Source organism: Streptomyces sp. NPDC045431, assembly GCF_040646655.1.
In the GTDB taxonomy this organism is placed as follows: domain Bacteria; phylum Actinomycetota; class Actinomycetes; order Streptomycetales; family Streptomycetaceae; genus Streptomyces.
Genome location: NZ_JBEZAQ010000037.1, coordinates 1 through 16,270, shown reverse-complemented (window position 1 = coordinate 16,270; position 16,270 = coordinate 1). Strand labels below are relative to the sequence as shown.

Annotated in this window: 7 protein-coding genes, 1 tRNA gene and 1 pseudogene; 7 read left to right on the top strand and 2 right to left on the bottom strand. The window is 70.9% G+C overall.

All coding sequences use genetic code 11. The features are described from left to right. Nucleotides 1-245 precede the first annotated feature (245 nt). Nucleotides 246-318: transfer RNA gene (locus tag AB0A69_RS33580), tRNA-Thr, on the top strand. A 66-nt stretch (nucleotides 319-384) separates the two neighbouring features. Here AB0A69_RS33580 and AB0A69_RS33575 read toward each other — a convergent pair. After that, the gene (locus AB0A69_RS33575) at nucleotides 385-3,033 is read right to left on the bottom strand and encodes a SpoIIE family protein phosphatase (RefSeq protein WP_361429871.1); all 2,649 of its coding nucleotides are present in this window, start codon (nucleotides 3,031-3,033) and stop codon (nucleotides 385-387) included. A gap of 297 nt (nucleotides 3,034-3,330) precedes the next feature. Between AB0A69_RS33575 and AB0A69_RS33570 the strand changes: the two genes are divergently transcribed. The 6 genes and pseudogenes from AB0A69_RS33570 to pgsA all read left to right on the top strand — a co-directional run. Further along, entirely contained in the window at nucleotides 3,331-8,880 is a 5,550-nt protein-coding gene (locus tag AB0A69_RS33570; RefSeq protein WP_361429869.1) for a HAMP domain-containing protein, read from the top strand. 244 nt (nucleotides 8,881-9,124) lie between these two features. After that, entirely contained in the window at nucleotides 9,125-9,808 is a 684-nt protein-coding gene (locus tag AB0A69_RS33565) for a response regulator (protein ID WP_355356686.1), read from the top strand. A gap of 134 nt (nucleotides 9,809-9,942) precedes the next feature. Then, nucleotides 9,943-12,810, top strand: a complete 2,868-nt coding sequence (locus AB0A69_RS33560) for a DNA translocase FtsK (protein ID WP_361429866.1) — start codon at nucleotides 9,943-9,945, stop codon at nucleotides 12,808-12,810. Between the two features lie 263 nt (nucleotides 12,811-13,073). Further along, nucleotides 13,074-13,940, top strand: a complete 867-nt coding sequence (locus AB0A69_RS33555; protein ID WP_361429864.1) for a helix-turn-helix domain-containing protein — start codon at nucleotides 13,074-13,076, stop codon at nucleotides 13,938-13,940. Nucleotides 13,941-14,077: 137 nt separating this feature from the next. After that, nucleotides 14,078-15,565: a 30S ribosomal protein S12 methylthiotransferase RimO gene (gene rimO, locus AB0A69_RS33550; protein ID WP_361429862.1), complete on the top strand. Its 1,488-nt coding sequence runs from the start codon at nucleotides 14,078-14,080 to the stop codon at nucleotides 15,563-15,565. Then, nucleotides 15,562-16,176, top strand: a pseudogene (pgsA, locus tag AB0A69_RS33545) (CDP-diacylglycerol--glycerol-3-phosphate 3-phosphatidyltransferase); the annotation flags it as partial. The gene rimO and the pseudogene pgsA, both read left to right, overlap by 4 nt. Nucleotides 16,177-16,209: 33 nt before the next feature. Here the strand turns inward: pgsA and AB0A69_RS33540 are convergent. Then, entirely contained in the window at nucleotides 16,210-16,269 is a 60-nt protein-coding gene (locus AB0A69_RS33540; protein ID WP_361424838.1) for a putative leader peptide, read from the bottom strand. Between the last annotated feature and the right edge of the window lies 1 nt (nucleotide 16,270).

Sequence of the window (16,270 nt, the reverse complement as noted above, 5' to 3'; positions counted from 1 at the left end):
CTGCAGGGGGGACCCTGTGGGAGAGTAGGACGCCGCCGAACAATTTTTGGGGAAAGCCCCGCACCTTCTGGTGCGGGGCTTTTCTGCGTTCCGGGCCCGTCCGAGGGTTCGTCCGAGAGTGCGTCAGGACGGTTGCCGCCTCGTGCAGTTGGTGACTCGCGTGCGTCGGGCCGGTTATGCGAATCCGCTCGTTCGGGGTATGCTTTCTCTCGTTGCGGCGGGGAAAACCCCGAAGCGACAAGCCGGCCCCTATAGCTCAGTCGGCAGAGCGTCTCCATGGTAAGGAGAAGGTCAACGGTTCGATTCCGTTTGGGGGCTCTGACGAAGAAGGCCCCCCGCCACGTGGCGGGGGGCCTTCTTCATGTTCGGGGTTGCCACCACGGGTCAGTCCGTGTGCGGCTCCGGGACGCGCATCGCGAGAATCGCCATGTCGTCGGAGGCCGGTTCCGCGGCGAAGCGTTCGACCGCGCGCATCACGCGGGCGGTGACCGCGCCGGCCGTCAGGCCCGTACAGGTGTGGAGGACGTCCATCAGGCCGTCGTCGCCGAGCATGCGGGAGCCTTCGCGGCGCTCGGTGACACCGTCCGTGACGCACAGCAGGACGTCGCCCGGGTCGAGCGTGACGGTCTGCTCGTACAGCTCCAGGTCCTCCATGACGCCGAGGAGCGGCTGCGGGTCGGCGGCCGGTTCGACGGTGCCGTCCTGGCGCAGGCGCAGCGGGAGGGGGTGGCCGGCGCAGACGACCTTGAGGAGGGCGCTGCCGTCCTCCTGGGGCCACAGCTCGCCGTAGAGCAGCGTCAGGAAGCGACTGCGGGCGCCCTCGTCGAGGATCGCGGCGTTCAGGCGCTCCAGGACCGCCGGGCCGCCGAAGCCCTCGCGGGCCAGCAGGCGCAGGGCGTGGCGGGCCAGCCCCGTGACGGCCGCGGCCTCCGGGCCCGTACCGCAGACGTCGCCGATGGCGAAGCCGTACGCGTTGTCCCGGATCGGGAAGAGGTCGTAGAAGTCGCCGCCGACCTCGTTGCCCTCGCCGGCCGCGCGGTAGATGACGTCGACCTCGACGCCCGGCACCTGGGGGAGGCCCGGGGGCAGCAGGCTGCGCTGGAGGGACTGGCTGATCGCCGTGCGCTCCGAGTACAGGCGGGCGTTGTCGAGGGCGAGGGCGGCCCGGCGGGAGAGGTCCTCGGCGAGCTCCAGGATCTCCTGGCGGAAGTGGTCGTCGGAGGGCTTGCCCAGAGTGAGCATGCCGATCACGCGGTTGCGGGCGACCAGGGGCAGGACCACCGTCTCGCCGCCGACCGCCGCGGCTGTCGCCAGCGTCGTACCGATGCCGGAGGACAGCGGTGCGGAGCCGTAGCCGATCTCGCGCATGGAGGTGCGCAGGGCGGCCTGGTGGGCGGCCTCGGAGGGGGCGGACCACACCCGGGCGCCGGGCGACGGGACGGGCTCCGGCGGGGGGATCTTGGAGAGGAGGGCCTTGAGGCCGTCGATGCGGTCCTCGTCCTCGTGGAGGACGTAGGAGAGGTACGGGTCCGAGGACTGGTCCGCGATCGTGTAGACGGCGCACCAGGTGGCCAGGGTCGGAACGGTCATCTGGGCCATCAGGGCCAGGGTCTGGTCCCGGTCCAGGGTGCCGGCGAGCAGATCGGAGGCCTCGACGAGGAAGCTGAGGGAGCCGCGGCGCAGGCGTTCGAGCTCGCCGAGGCGGGCCGACTCGACGGCCAGGGCGATGCGGTCGGCGGCGAACTGGAGGCGCAGCGCCTCCTCGTTCGAGTAGCGGCCGGAGGCCTCGGCGGCGACGCCCAGGGAGCCGGTCAGGCGGCCCTCGACCTTGAGCGGGACGGTGACGACCGAGCGCATGCCGGTGCCGTTGAGGAGCGGTACGGCGCCGGGGACGGCGGCGAGGTCCTCGTGGACGGCGGGCATGCGGGCCGAGGAGTAGCGGCCGGTACCGGACTCGACGGGGACGCGGGCGAAGCGCTGACGGGCGGAGGGCAGGCCCGTGGTGGCGCGTACCTCCAGCTCGGTCTCGTCGTCGGTGGCCAGCAGCAGGAAGGCGGCGTCGCCGTCGAGCATGTCGCGGGCGCGCTCCACGGTGCGCTGGAGCAGGCCGTCGAGGTCGTCGGGGGCGGGGGAGCCGATGAAGACCTCGAACGGGTCGGAGCTGCGGCCCTCGTTGTTGGAGTCGACGGGGGTGCGGGGGGGCGACTGGAGCACGGCCCGTTCGTAGTCGCGCACCAGGAGGCAGACGGTGGAGGGCTCGCCCTGGGTGTCGCGGACCCGCAGGTGGGAGGCGTACACGGGGATCACGCGCCCGTCGGCGCCGCGGACTCCGTAGCTGCCCTCCCAGCGGGACAGCCGCAGGGCCTCGGCGAGGCCGGTGCCGATGCCGGGGGTGTGGGGCCAGGCGGCGAGGTCACCGAGCGGTTTGCCGACGACCTGGTCGGCGGCGTATCCGAAGAGGTGCTCGGCGTCTTCGTTCCAGGCGGCGATGGCGCCCTTGCGGTCGATCTGCGCGACGGCGACGCGGACCCGTTCGTCCGCGACCGGGAGCAGGTCGGTGGGGAGGGCCGGGCCGGCGGAGCGGGTGCCCACGGGCCGCTCGGGCAGGTCCAGCTGGAACCAGACCTGCTTCTGGGTGGGGGAGTACTCGACGCCCCAGCGGGAGGCGAGGGCGGCACACAGCAGCAGTCCGCGGCCGTTCTCGCTGTCCGGGTTCAGGTCGTAGCGGCCGGTGCCCTGGAGGGGGACCTCGCGCTCCGGGTAGCGGTCGGCGACCTCCACGCGGACGCCCTGCTCCGTGCGCAGGCACAGGACGTCGGCGGCGGTGCCGGCGTGGACGATCGCATTGGTGACGAGTTCGCTGGTCAGGACGACGGCGTCGTCCACGACATCGGTGTATCCCCAGCCCTGGAGGGTGTCCCGGACGAAGGCCCGCGCGGTCGCGACGGACCGCCCCACAGGTTCGAAAGTGGCAGCCGCCCGAGCGGTGATCACAGAACTCCTCGTACGCGTCTCGACGCCCGGCTCAGCCATGATGCGGCTCTGCCCCTCCCCGGTGCCCGGTGGTCCTACTGTGCCGCACCGCCCCCGCCGGGCGGACCGGGGCGGTTGGACAGCCGCATGCCAGGTTACTTACCTTCGCTGTCCGGGCGGATGGTGGTCACCACCGTTTCCGTCCCCCGAGGGCGGGGACGTTATGCGAAGCTGCCGAACTGTTATGGCCTCGATCGTTCGTGGTGAAACACTGGGAAGGCTCCCAGTAACAGCCGGAGGAGCAACGCCCGGGCAGTATTGCCGAGCGGTACGGTCAACCCCTGCGGGAGGGACACGGTGGAGTCTGGCGTGACGGCGCGGGGCGGCAGCACGCGCACGAAGGGCGGGCGGTCCCGGAGCAGTGGGACGGTCGAGGTGGACGCCGCCGCCCTGGAGCGGCTGCTCACGGCACTGGCGTCGATGCGGGACGGCAATTTCCGCAAGCGCCTGACGGTGACGGGCGACGGCATGATGGCGGAGATCGCCGCCGTCTTCAACGAGGTCGCCGACCGGAAGCTGCATCTGACCGGCGAGCTGCAGCGGGTGCGGCGCATGGTCGGGCGCGAGGGCAAGCTGTCCGAGCGCCTGGAGGTCGGGGCCAGCGAGGGCGCGTGGGCGCAGGCCATCGAGGCGGCGAACGCCCTGGTGGACGATCTGACGCGGCCGGTGTCGGAGGTCGGACGGGTGCTCTCCGCGGTCGCCGAGGGTGACCTGGAGCAGCGGATGGAGCTGCGCTCGGAGGGGCTGGACGGGACCGTGCGGCCGCTGCGCGGGGAGTTCCTCAAGGTCGCCCGTACGGTCAACAACCTGGTCGACCAGCTGTCCGCGTTCACCGACGAGGTGACCCGGGTCGCGCTGGAGGTGGGCACCGAGGGGAAGCTCGGCGGGCAGGCGCAGGTGCGCGGGATGTCCGGGTCCTGGAAGGACCTCCAGGACTCGGTGAACACCATGGCGTACCGGCTCACGGCCCAGGTGCGGGACATCGCGCTGGTGACGACGGCGGTCGCCAAGGGCGATCTGTCGCGGAAGGTCACCGTGCACGTGGCCGGCGAGATGCTCCAGCTGAAGAACACCGTGAACACGATGGTGGACCAGCTGTCGTCGTTCTCGTCCGAGGTCACGCGGGTCGCGCGTGAGGTCGGTACGGAGGGTGAGCTCGGCGGGCAGGCCGAGGTGCCGGGTGTGGCGGGTGTGTGGAAGGACCTGACCGACTCCGTCAACACGATGGCGGGGAACCTGACCTCGCAGGTGCGGGGCATCGCCGAGGTGACGACCGCCGTCGCCAACGGTGACCTGTCGCAGAAGGTGACGGTGAGCGCACGCGGTGAGGTGGCGCAGCTCGCCGACACGATCAACCAGATGACCGAGACGCTGCGGACGTTCGCCGATGAGGTGACCCGGGTGGCGAGCGAGGTCGGTGCCGAGGGGCTGCTCGGCGGTCAGGCGCAGGTGCCGGGCGCGGCGGGCACCTGGAAGGACCTGACGGACTCCGTCAACACCGTCTTCCGCAATCTGACCACCCAAGTACGGGACATCGCGCAGGTGACGACGGCGGTGGCGAACGGCGACCTGTCGCAGAAGGTCACCGTCAATGTGGCCGGCGAGATGCTGGAGTTGAAGAACACCGTCAACACGATGGTGGACCAGCTCTCGGCGTTCGGTTCCGAAGTGACCCGGGTGGCCCGCGAGGTGGGCGTCGAGGGCCGGCTCGGCGGTCAGGCCCATGTGCCGGGGGCCGCCGGGACCTGGAAGGACCTGACGGACTCCGTCAACACGGCGTTCCGCAACCTCACCGGTCAGGTGCGGGACATCGCGCAGGTGACGACGGCGGTGGCGAACGGCGATCTGACGCAGAAGGTCACCGTCGATGTCGCGGGCGAGATGCTGGAGTTGAAGAACACCGTCAACACGATGGTGGCGCAGCTGTCGTCCTTCGCCGACCAGGTGACGGGGATGGCCCGGGACGTGGGCACGGAGGGCCGGCTCGGCGGTCAGGCGCGCGTCGACGGCGTCTCGGGGACGTGGAAGGAGCTCACGGACTCCGTCAACTTCATGGCCGGCAACCTGACGTCGCAGGTGCGGCAGATCGCGCAGGTGACGACGGCCGTGGCGCGTGGTGACCTGTCGCAGAAGATCGACGTGGACGCGCGCGGCGAGATCCTGGAGCTGAAGAACACCATCAACACGATGGTCGACCAGCTGTCCGCGTTCGCGGAGCAGGTGACCCGGGTGGCCCGCGAGGTGGGCACCGATGGCCGCCTCGGCGGACAGGCGCAGGTGCCGGGCGTCGCGGGCGTGTGGCGCGACCTGACGGACTCCGTGAACGGCATGGCCGGGAACCTCACCGCCCAGGTCCGCAACATCGCGCAGGTCGCGACCGCGGTGGCGCGTGGTGACCTGTCGCAGAAGATCGACGTGGACGCGCGCGGCGAGATCCTGGAGCTGAAGAACACCCTCAACACGATGGTGGACCAGCTCTCCAACTTCGCGGAGCAGGTGACCCGGGTGGCCCGCGAGGTGGGCACCGAGGGCATCCTGGGCGGTCAGGCCGAGGTGCAGGGTGTCTCCGGCACCTGGAAGGACCTGACCCAGTCCGTCAACTCGATGGCGAACAACCTGACGTCGCAGGTGCGCAACATCGCCGAGGTGACGACGGCGGTCGCGAAGGGCGACCTGTCGAAGAAGATCACCGTCGACGCGCGCGGGGAGATCCTCGACCTCGTCACGACCGTCAACACGATGGTGGACCAGCTCTCCAACTTCGCGGACGAGGTCACGCGGGTGGCCCGCGAGGTGGGTACGGAGGGCATCCTCGGCGGCCAGGCGCGGGTGCGGGGCGTCACCGGCATCTGGAAGGACCTCAGCGACAACGTCAACGTGATGGCCAACAACCTCACCTCGCAGGTGCGGAACATCTCGCGGGTGTCGTCGGCCGTCGCCAACGGCGATCTGACCAAGAAGGTGACGGTCGAGGCGCGCGGCGAGGTCGCCGAGCTCGCGAACACCGTCAACACGATGGTGACCACGCTGTCGTCGTTCGCCGACGAGGTGACCCGGGTGGCGCGCGAGGTGGGCACGGAGGGCGAACTGGGCGGCCAGGCCCGGGTGCCGGGCGTCTCGGGGACGTGGAAGGACCTGACCGAGTCGGTGAACTCGATGGCGTCCAACCTGACCGGCCAGGTGCGCCAGATCGCCGCCGTCACCACCGCCATCGCCAAGGGCGACCTCACCAAGAAGATCGACATCGACGCCCGCGGCGAGATCTTGGAGCTGAAGAACACCATCAACACGATGGTCGACCAGCTGTCGTCGTTCGCCGAGGAGGTCACGCGGGTGGCCCGCGAGGTGGGCACCGAGGGCATCCTCGGCGGCCAGGCGCGCGTACGGGACGTCGACGGTACCTGGCGCGACCTGACCGAGTCGGTGAACGAGATGGCCGGGAACCTCACCCGGCAGGTGCGCGCCATCGCGGCCGTCGCCACGGCGGTGACCCGCGGCGACCTGAACCTGAAGATCGACGTGGACGCGGCGGGCGAGATCCAGGTCCTCCAGGACAACATCAACACGATGATCGCCAACCTGCGCGACACCACCCTCGCCAACGAGGAGCAGGACTGGCTCAAGGGCAACCTGGCCCGTATCTCCGGCCTCATGCAGGGCCGCCGCGACCTCGACGACGTGGCCTCGCTGATCATGAGTGAGCTGACGCCGGTCGTCTCGGCGCAGCACGGCGCGTTCTTCCTGGCGATGCCCACGGGCGGCGGCAACGAGATCGGGGCCGACGAGGACGGCTCGTACGAGCTCGTCATGCGCGGCAGCTACGGCTACTCGGCCGGGTCGATGCCCACGACCTTCCGGCCCGGCGAGACGCTGATCGGCACGGCGGCCGAGGAGAAGCGGACGATCCAGGTCAACGTGCCGCCGGGCTACCTGAAGATCTCCTCGGGCCTGGGGGAGGCGTCCCCGGCGTACGTGATCGTGCTGCCGGTGGTCTTCGAGGGGAAGGTCCTCGGCGTGATCGAGCTGGCGTCGTTCCAGCCCTTCACCCAGATCCAGCGCGACTTCCTCAACCAGCTCGCCGAGATGATCGCGACGAGCGTCAACACCATCAGCGTCAACACCAAGACCGAGGTGCTGCTGAAGCAGTCGCAGGAGCTGACGGAGCAGCTGCGCGAGCGTTCGGCGGAGCTGGAGAGCCGGCAGAAGGCGCTGCAGGACTCCAACGCCGAGCTGGAGGAGAAGGCGGAGCTGCTGGCGCAGCAGAACCGCGACATCGAGGTGAAGAACACCGAGATCGAGGAGGCCCGGCAGGTGCTGGAGGAGCGGGCCGAGCAGCTCGCGGTCTCCATGCGCTACAAGTCCGAGTTCCTGGCGAACATGTCGCACGAGCTGCGTACGCCGCTGAACTCGCTGCTCATCCTCGCCAAGCTGCTCGCGGACAACGCCGAGGGGAACCTGTCGCCCAAGCAGGTCGAGTTCGCCGAGACCATCCACGGCGCCGGTTCGGACCTGCTGCAGCTGATCAACGACATCCTCGACCTGTCGAAGGTCGAGGCGGGCAAGATGGACGTCAGCCCGACCCGTATCGCGCTGGTCCAGCTCGTCGACTACGTCGAGGCCACCTTCCGGCCGCTGACCGCCGAGAAGGGCCTGGACTTCTCCGTACGGGTCTCGCCGGAGCTGCCCGCCACGCTGCACACCGACGAGCAGCGGCTGCTGCAGGTGCTGCGCAACCTGCTGTCGAACGCCGTGAAGTTCACCGACAGCGGGGCGGTGGAGCTGGTGATCCGCCCGGCCAAGTCGGACGTGCCGCAGTCGATCCGGGAGCAGCTGCTGGAGTCGGGTTCGCTGGCCGAGCCGGGCGCCGACCTGATCGCGTTCTCGGTGACCGACACCGGGATCGGCATCGCGGCCAGCAAGATGCGGGTGATCTTCGAGGCGTTCAAGCAGGCGGACGGGACGACGAGCCGCAAGTACGGCGGTACGGGCCTGGGCCTGTCGATCAGCCGGGAGATCGCGCGGCTGCTGGGCGGCGAGATCCACGCGGCGAGCGAGCCGGGCCGCGGCTCGACCTTCACGCTGTACCTGCCGCTGCACCCCAACGGGCTGCCGCCGCACGGTTACGGGCACCAGGTCCCGGGTGCGGGGCCGGAGTCCGGTGAGCTCGACGGCATGGCCCCCGAGGGCGCCGGTGGTCTGTCGGCCGCCGAGGGGCGGGCCGGTGGCTCCGGGGCGCTGTTCCGGCACCGGCGCAGGGCCTTGGGCCGGGCCGACCAGCGGACCGCGCTGCCCGGCCAGCCGGGTCAGCCGGGTCCGGGTCAGTCGGGGCCGTCGGCGCAGGAGGGCCCGGCTCCGGCGGGTGCCGACGGAACGAGCGCGTCCACGGCCTCGGGAGCCAACGGCACCCCTGGTGCCGCGGAGTGGGCGGGCGCCGGGCAGGAGGCGTTCGAGCCGGGCCGCCGCTTCGAGTTCAGCGGCGAGAAGGTGCTGATCGTCGACGACGACATCCGTAACGTCTTCGCGCTCACCAGCGTGCTGGAGCAGCACGGCCTGGCGGTGCTGTACGCGGAGAACGGCCGGGAGGGCATCGAGGTCCTGGAGCAGCACGACGACGTGACCGTCGTCCTGATGGACATCATGATGCCCGAGATGGACGGGTACGCGACGACGACGGCGATCCGGCGGATGCCGCAGTTCGCCGGGCTGCCGATCATCGCGCTGACGGCGAAGGCGATGAAGGGCGACCGGGAGAAGGCCATCGAGTCCGGTGCTTCCGACTACGTTACGAAGCCGGTGGATCCGGACCATCTTCTCTCGGTTATGGAGCAGTGGATGCGCGGAGAGTGATCGGAGACCGCACGAATGACGGCGAGTTGTTGACTGACTGTGGTCGAAAGCGTGTGAGAGGGCGCTATACGGGGAACCTTCTGGTCTCCCACCGCGTTTCCGCTACGTGCACAGTGACATCGCGGTGACAGGGTGTGGCGACAGGCGGGGTGCGGCTACCATGACCGGCACAAGGACGGACGGCGCAAGGGAGTCGTCCCCTGGGGCGGCGCCCGGCCAACTGCCGGGGCGAGGAGGACGGGCCATGGTGCAGAAGGCCAAGATCCTCCTGGTCGATGACCGACCGGAGAATCTGCTGGCGCTGGAGGCCATCCTCTCTGCGCTCGATCAGACGCTGGTCCGGGCATCGTCAGGGGAGGAAGCGCTCAAGGCGCTGCTGACGGACGACTTCGCGGTCATTCTCCTGGACGTCCAGATGCCGGGAATGGACGGCTTCGAGACCGCCGCGCACATCAAGCGTCGGGAACGGACACGGGACATCCCGATCATCTTCCTGACCGCGATCAACCACGGCCCGCACCACACCTTCCGGGGTTACGCGGCGGGCGCCGTGGACTACATCTCCAAGCCGTTCGACCCCTGGGTGCTGCGCGCCAAGGTCTCCGTCTTCGTCGAGCTGTACATGAAGAACTGTCAGCTGCGCGAACAGGCCGCGCTGCTGCGGCTCCAGCTCGAAGGCGGCCAGGGGGCCCAGGACGGCGCGGCCCGCGAGTCCGCCGGCCTGCTCGCCGAGCTGTCCGCGCGGCTCGCCGCCGTCGAGGAGCAGGCCGAGGCGCTCTCCAAGCAGCTCGACGACGAGTCGGCGGACGCCGCCGCCGTCGCCACCGCCGCGCACCTGGAGCGCAAACTCACCGGGCTGCGCCGGGCGCTGGACGCCCTGGAGCCGGGCAGCGGCGGCGGCTCGCCGAGCCTTCCCGCCCAGGGCTGACGCACCGGCTCCTCTTCGTTGCAGGCCCACCTCGGTGAGCGGCCGTCAATTTCCGATGACCGTACGGGCGACACGAACGGGTGAAGCTGTAGGCACACGTGTCGACGGTGCTTCACCCCGGTAACCTCACCCCCATGGCCTCACGTACGTCCGGCAAGGGTTCCCCAGGCACGGCGGGCACCGCGAAGCCGCGCGCCGCCGGCCGTACGGCGGGCGGCACCGCTCGCGTCGCCGGCGCCGCGAAGAAGGCGGCGCCCGCGAAGCCCCCCGCCAAGAAGTCCGCGCCCGCCGCCCGGAAGGGCCCCGCGAAGAAGGCGGCCGGCGCGAGGAAGACCGCAGGGGGCGCCAAGGGCGCACCGAAGGCGGCGCCGTCTCCCACCGCGGGTGTGTACCGGCTCGTACGCGCCCTCTGGCTCGGGCTCGCCCACGCCGTCGGCGCGATGCTGCGCGGCATAGGACGTGGCGCCAAGGGACTCGACCCGGCGCACCGCAAGGACGGACTGGCGCTGCTCCTGCTCGGCATCGCGCTGATCGTCGCCGCCGGCACCTGGGCCAGCCTCCGCGGTCCGGTCGGCGACCTCGTCGAGATGCTGGTCACCGGCGCGTTCGGCCGACTCGACCTGCTCGTACCGCTGCTGATCGGCGCCATCGCCGTCCGGCTGATCCTGCACCCGGAGAAGCCCGAGGCGAACGGGCGCATCGTCATCGGTCTGTCCGCCCTCGTCGTCGGCGTCCTGGGGCAGGTGCACATCGCGTGCGGCTCGCCGGGCCGGGACCAGGGAAGCGAGGCGGTGCGGGACGCGGGCGGCCTGATCGGCTGGGGCGCGTCGAAGCCGCTCGTCTTCATGATGGGCGAGGTCCTCGCCGTACCGATGCTGGTGCTGCTCACCGTCTTCGGGCTGCTCGTCGTCACGGCGACGCCCGTGTACGCCATCCCGCAGCGCCTGCGGGCCCTCGGCGTCCGGCTCGGGCTCGTCGCGCCGCAGGAACCGGAGTGGGGCGAGGACGACGAGCGGTACGACGATCAGTGGCGCGAGGCGCTGCCCGCCCGGCCGCGGCGCCGGGCCGCCGGAGCCGGGGCCGCGGGCCCGTACGACCCGGAGCAGGCCGAGGAGGAGGCGCTCACCCGGCGCAGGCGGCCGCGCAAGCAGTCGTCCGCCGCCCCCGAGCCCGACTTCGACCGGCCCAGGGACGCGGTCGACATCGCCGCGGCGGCCGCCGCCGCGCTGGACGGGGCCGTGCTGAACGGCATGCCGCCCTCGCCGGTCGTCGCCGACCTGACGCGGGACGTGGCGGCCGACCGGGAGCGGACGGCCGACGGGCGTTCCGGCGGTTCCGGGCGTACGGCGCGCACCGGGGCCGCGGCAGCCGGGGGAGCCGGCGGGGCCGGAGGCACCGGGTCCGTACCGTCCGCGCGGGGCGCCGGGGCGCCCGGCGGCCTCGTACCGGACCTGACCAAGCCCGCACCGGTGCGCGAGGAGACCGCGTCCCTGCCGCCGCGCGCCGAGCAGCTGCAGCTCGCCGGGGACATCACGTACGTCCTGCCCTCGCTCGACCTGCTGGAGCGCGGCGGGCCCGGCAAGACGCGCAGCGCCGCCAACGACGCGATCGTCGCCTCGCTCACGAACGTCTTCTCCGAGTTCAAGGTCGACGCGGCCGTCACCGGCTTCACCCGCGGCCCGACGGTCACGCGGTACGAGGTGGAGCTCGGCCCGGCGGTGAAGGTCGAGCGGATCACGGCGCTGACGAAGAACATCGCGTACGCCGTGGCCAGCCCCGACGTCCGGATCATCTCGCCGATCCCCGGCAAGTCCGCGGTCGGCATCGAGATCCCGAACACCGACCGCGAGATGGTCAAGGTCGGCGACGTGCTGCGGCTCGCGGAAGCCGCCGGGGACGACCACCCGATGCTGGTCGCGCTCGGCAAGGACGTCGAGGGCGGCTACGTGATGGCCAACCTGGCGACGATGCCGCACGTGCTCGTCGCGGGAGCGACCGGATCCGGCAAGTCGTCGTGCATCAACTGCCTGATCACGTCCGTGATGATAAGGGCGACCCCCGAGGACGTCCGGATGGTGCTGGTCGACCCCAAGCGCGTCGAACTGACGGCGTACGAGGGCATCCCGCACCTCATCACGCCCATCATCACCAACCCCAAGCGGGCGGCCGAGGCGCTCCAGTGGGTCGTGCGCGAGATGGACCTGCGCTACGACGACCTGGCCGCGTACGGCTTCCGGCACATCGACGACTTCAACGCCGCCGTACGGGCCGGGAAGGTCAAGCAGCCGGAGGGCGGCGAGCGCGAGCTCCAGCCGTACCCGTACCTGCTGGTCATCGTCGACGAGCTCGCCGACCTGATGATGGTCGCGCCGCGGGACGTCGAGGATGCCATCGTCCGCATCACCCAGCTGGCCCGCGCCGCCGGCATCCACCTGGTGCTCGCCACCCAGCGGCCCTCGGTGGACGTCGTCACCGGCCTCATCAAGGCCAACGTGCCGTCACGGCTCGCCTTCGCCACCTCCTCGCTCGCCGACAGCCGGGTCATCCTCGACCAGCCCGGCGCCGAGAAGCTCATCGGCAAGGGCGACGGGCTCTTCCTGCCGATGGGCGCGAACAAGCCGGTCCGCATGCAGGGCGCCTTCGTGACCGAGGACGAGGTCCAGGCGGTCGTCCGGCACTGCAAGGAGCAGATGGCGCCCGTCTTCCGGGACGACGTCACGGTCGGTACGAAGCAGAAGAAGGAGATCGACGAGGACATCGGCGACGACCTCGACCTGCTGTGCCAGGCCGCCGAACTGGTCGTCACCACGCAGTTCGGCTCCACCTCCATGCTCCAGCGCAAGCTGCGCGTCGGCTTCGCCAAGGCGGGCCGGCTGATGGACCTGATGGAGTCGCGCAACATCGTGGGCCCGAGTGAGGGCTCCAAGGCGCGCGACGTGCTCGTCAAACCGGATGAGCTGGATGGAGTACTCGCGGTGATCCGTGGGGAGTCCGAGACGTAAGGGAATCGGCGCGTGGCCCCCTTCGGCGCTTCTCCGAGTCTCACTCGTAAGGGGATCGTGAGCAACCGTTTCCCCGCGTCGTACGTCAAGTTGGAGGGAGGGGCGGACAATGGGTCTGCTGCCCGTCCCGCCCTCCGCCCCGCCCCTCGGACGCACGGCCATTCCGATGGCGTACAAAGTGCGTCCGCCCGGTTGCTTAACCCTTTCGTACCACCCATAGACTGAACCTCCAGCAGGTGGTTACACGCTCGAAAGGCGCCCTCGTGTCCATCGGCAACTCCCCCGAAGACGACCGGCCTTCACCCCCTTCGACCGTTTCCGACGCTTCTGTCCCCTCGGATACGGAAGCGGAGGACCGCCCCTCGATCGGCCGTGCGCTCCAGCAGGCACGGATCGACGCGGGCCTGACCGTGGAAGAGGTCAGCACCTCCACGCGCGTGCGCATCCCCATCGTGCACGCCATCGAGGAGGACGACTTCTCGCGGTGCGGCGGCCACGTGTACGCCCGAGGGCACATCCGCACGCTCGCGCGCGCCGTGGGACTCGATCCCGCTCGACTGGTGGAGCAGTACGACGCGGAGCACGGCGGCCGCCCGTCGCCGACGCCCGCGGCGCCGCTCTTCGAGGCCGAGCGCATCCGCCCGGAGCGCCGCCGCCCGAACTGGACCGCCGCCATGGTCGCGGCCATCGTCGTCGTGATCGGTTTCGTCGGCTTCACCATGGTCAACGGGAACGACGGCGACTCCCGCCGCACGCAGGTGGCCGAGGGACCGGCCCCGGCGCAGAAGGCCACCCCGAAGCCGCAGCCGCCCAAGCCGGCGGTACCGCCGCCCGCGCCGTCCGAGAGCGCGATCGCGGCCGTCCCCAAGGACAAGGTGACGGTCAAGCTCACCGCGACCGACGACAAGAGCTGGATCTCCGCGAAGGCGAGCGACGGCAAGCTGCTCTTCGACGGGCTCCTCCTCAAGGGCGACTCCAAGACCTTCCAGGACGACGAGAAGATCGACCTCATCCTGGGCAACGCCGGGGCGATCGAGCTGTTCGTGAACGGGAAGAAGGTCGAGGACCAGTTCGAGACCGGGCAGGTCGAGCGGCTGTCGTACACGAAGGGTGACCCCCAGGTCGGCTGACCGTCGAGTGATCACCGGGTGATCACCGGGTCACCGGGTGACCGGTGACCCCCGGTTCCGTTGACCGGATGGCCCGGGCACGGGCGGGTGACCCCTGAGCGGCGGGGGCATGGCTGGGACGAAGTAGTCTTGAGTCCATGCCCGAACGCCGTACCGTCGCCCTTGTCACTCTTGGCTGCGCCCGTAACGAGGTGGACTCGGAGGAGCTCGCAGGCCGCTTGGCAGCGGACGGCTGGGAGCTCGTCGAGGACGCCGCCGACGCGGACGTCGCGGTCGTCAACACGTGTGGGTTCGTCGAGGCCGCCAAGAAGGACTCCGTCGACGCCCTGCTGGAAGCCAACGATCTGAAGGACCACGGCAGGACCCAGGCCGTCGTCGCGGTGGGCTGCATGGCCGAGCGGTACGGCAAGGAGCTCGCCGAGGCGCTGCCCGAGGCCGACGGCGTGCTCGGCTTCGACGACTACGCCGACATCTCCGGGCGCCTCCAGACCATCCTGAGCGGTGGCAGCGTCGAGGCCCACACCCCGCGCGACCGGCGCAAGCTGCTGCCGCTGTCCCCCGTGGAGCGCCAGCAGGCCGCCGCCGGCGTCGCCCTGCCCGGGCACGGCGCCGCGGAGGCCCCCGCGGCCGCCCCCGAGGACCTGCCCGAGGGCGTCGCACCCGCGTCCGGGCCGCGTGCCCCGCTGCGGCGCCGCCTCGACTCCAGCCCCGTCGCCTCGGTGAAGCTCGCCTCCGGCTGCGACCGGCGCTGCTCGTTCTGCGCCATCCCCTCCTTCCGCGGCTCCTTCGTCTCGCGGCGGCCGAGCGACGTGCTCGGCGAGACCCGCTGGCTGGCGGAGCAGGGCGTGAAGGAGATCATGCTGGTCTCCGAGAACAACACCTCGTACGGCAAGGACCTCGGCGACATCCGCCTCCTGGAGACCCTGCTGCCGGAGCTGGCGGCGGTCGACGGGATCGAGCGCGTACGCGTCAGCTACCTCCAGCCCGCCGAGATGCGCCCGGGGCTCATCGACGTGCTGACCTCGACCGAGAAGGTCGCCCCGTACTTCGACCTGTCCTTCCAGCACTCGGCGCCGGCCGTGCTGCGCGCCATGCGCCGCTTCGGCGACACCGACCGGTTCCTGGAGCTGCTGGACACCATCCGCTCCAAGGCGCCGCAGGCCGGAGTGCGCTCGAACTTCATCGTGGGCTTCCCCGGCGAGACCGAGGAGGACTTCGCGGAGCTGGAACGCTTCCTCACGCACGCCCGCCTCGACGCCATCGGCGTCTTCGGATACTCCGACGAGGACGGCACCGAGGCCGCCACGTACGAGGACAAGCTCGACCAGGACGTCGTCGACGAGCGGCTCGCCCATCTGTCGCGGCTCGCGGAGGAGCTCACCGCGCAGCGCGCGGAGGAGCGGATCGGCGAGACCATGGAGGTACTGGTCGAGTCGGTGGACGCCTCGCCGGACGGTGACGGTGCCGTGGGGCGGGGTCCGCACCAGGCGCCCGAGACCGACGGCCAGGTCGTCTTCACGGCGACCGAGGGGCTGGTGCCCGGCCGCATGGTCACGGCGAAGGTCGTGGGCACGGAGGGCGTCGACCTCATCGCCGAGTGTCTCTTCGAGGAGGCGGGCAGATGACCGGAGTCCCGGCATCCGCCGCGGGCGGTACGGGCAGGCCGACGCCGCCCGGCGGCAAGCTGGGCGCTGCGGCCGTCAACCAGGCCAGCCTCTGGAACATCGCGAACATCCTGACCATGGTGCGGCTGGTGCTCGTACCGGCGTTCGTGGTGCTGATGCTCCAGGACGGCGGGTACGACCCGGCCTGGCGCGCCTGGGCGTGGGCGGCGTTCGCCGTCGCCATGATCACGGACATCTTCGACGGCCACCTGGCCCGGGCCTACAACCTCGTCACGGACTTCGGGAAGATCGCGGACCCGATCGCCGACAAGGCGATCATGGCGGCCGGTCTGCTGTGCCTGTCGGCGCTGGGCGACCTGCCGTGGTGGGTGACCGGCGTCATCCTCTTCCGCGAGCTGGGCATCACGCTGATGCGCTTCTGGGTGATCCGGCACGGTGTCATCCCGGCGAGCCGCGGCGGCAAGATGAAGACGCTGGCGCAGGGCACGGCGGTCGGGATGTACGTGCTCATGCTCACCGGGCCGCTGGCCACGCTGCGGTGGTGGGTGATGGCGCTGGCCGTCGTCCTGACCGTGGTGACCGGCCTCGACTACGTGCGGCAGGCCGTGGTCGGGGGTTCGGGGATCGCGGTGGTGCTGCTGGGCTCAGCTCACCGGACAGATGGCGCTGGACATGCGGCCGAGGTCGACGTGCCGCCGACTCACC

Coding starts and splice junctions, on each gene's coding strand:
- AB0A69_RS33575 (WP_361429871.1), bottom strand. CDS start 3,033: ATGGCTGAGCCGGGCGTCGAGACGCGTACGAGGAGTTCTGTGATCACC.
- AB0A69_RS33565 (WP_355356686.1), top strand. CDS start 9,125: ATGGTGCAGAAGGCCAAGATCCTCCTGGTCGATGACCGACCGGAGAAT.
- AB0A69_RS33560 (WP_361429866.1), top strand. CDS start 9,943: ATGGCCTCACGTACGTCCGGCAAGGGTTCCCCAGGCACGGCGGGCACC.
- rimO (WP_361429862.1), top strand. CDS start 14,078: ATGCCCGAACGCCGTACCGTCGCCCTTGTCACTCTTGGCTGCGCCCGT.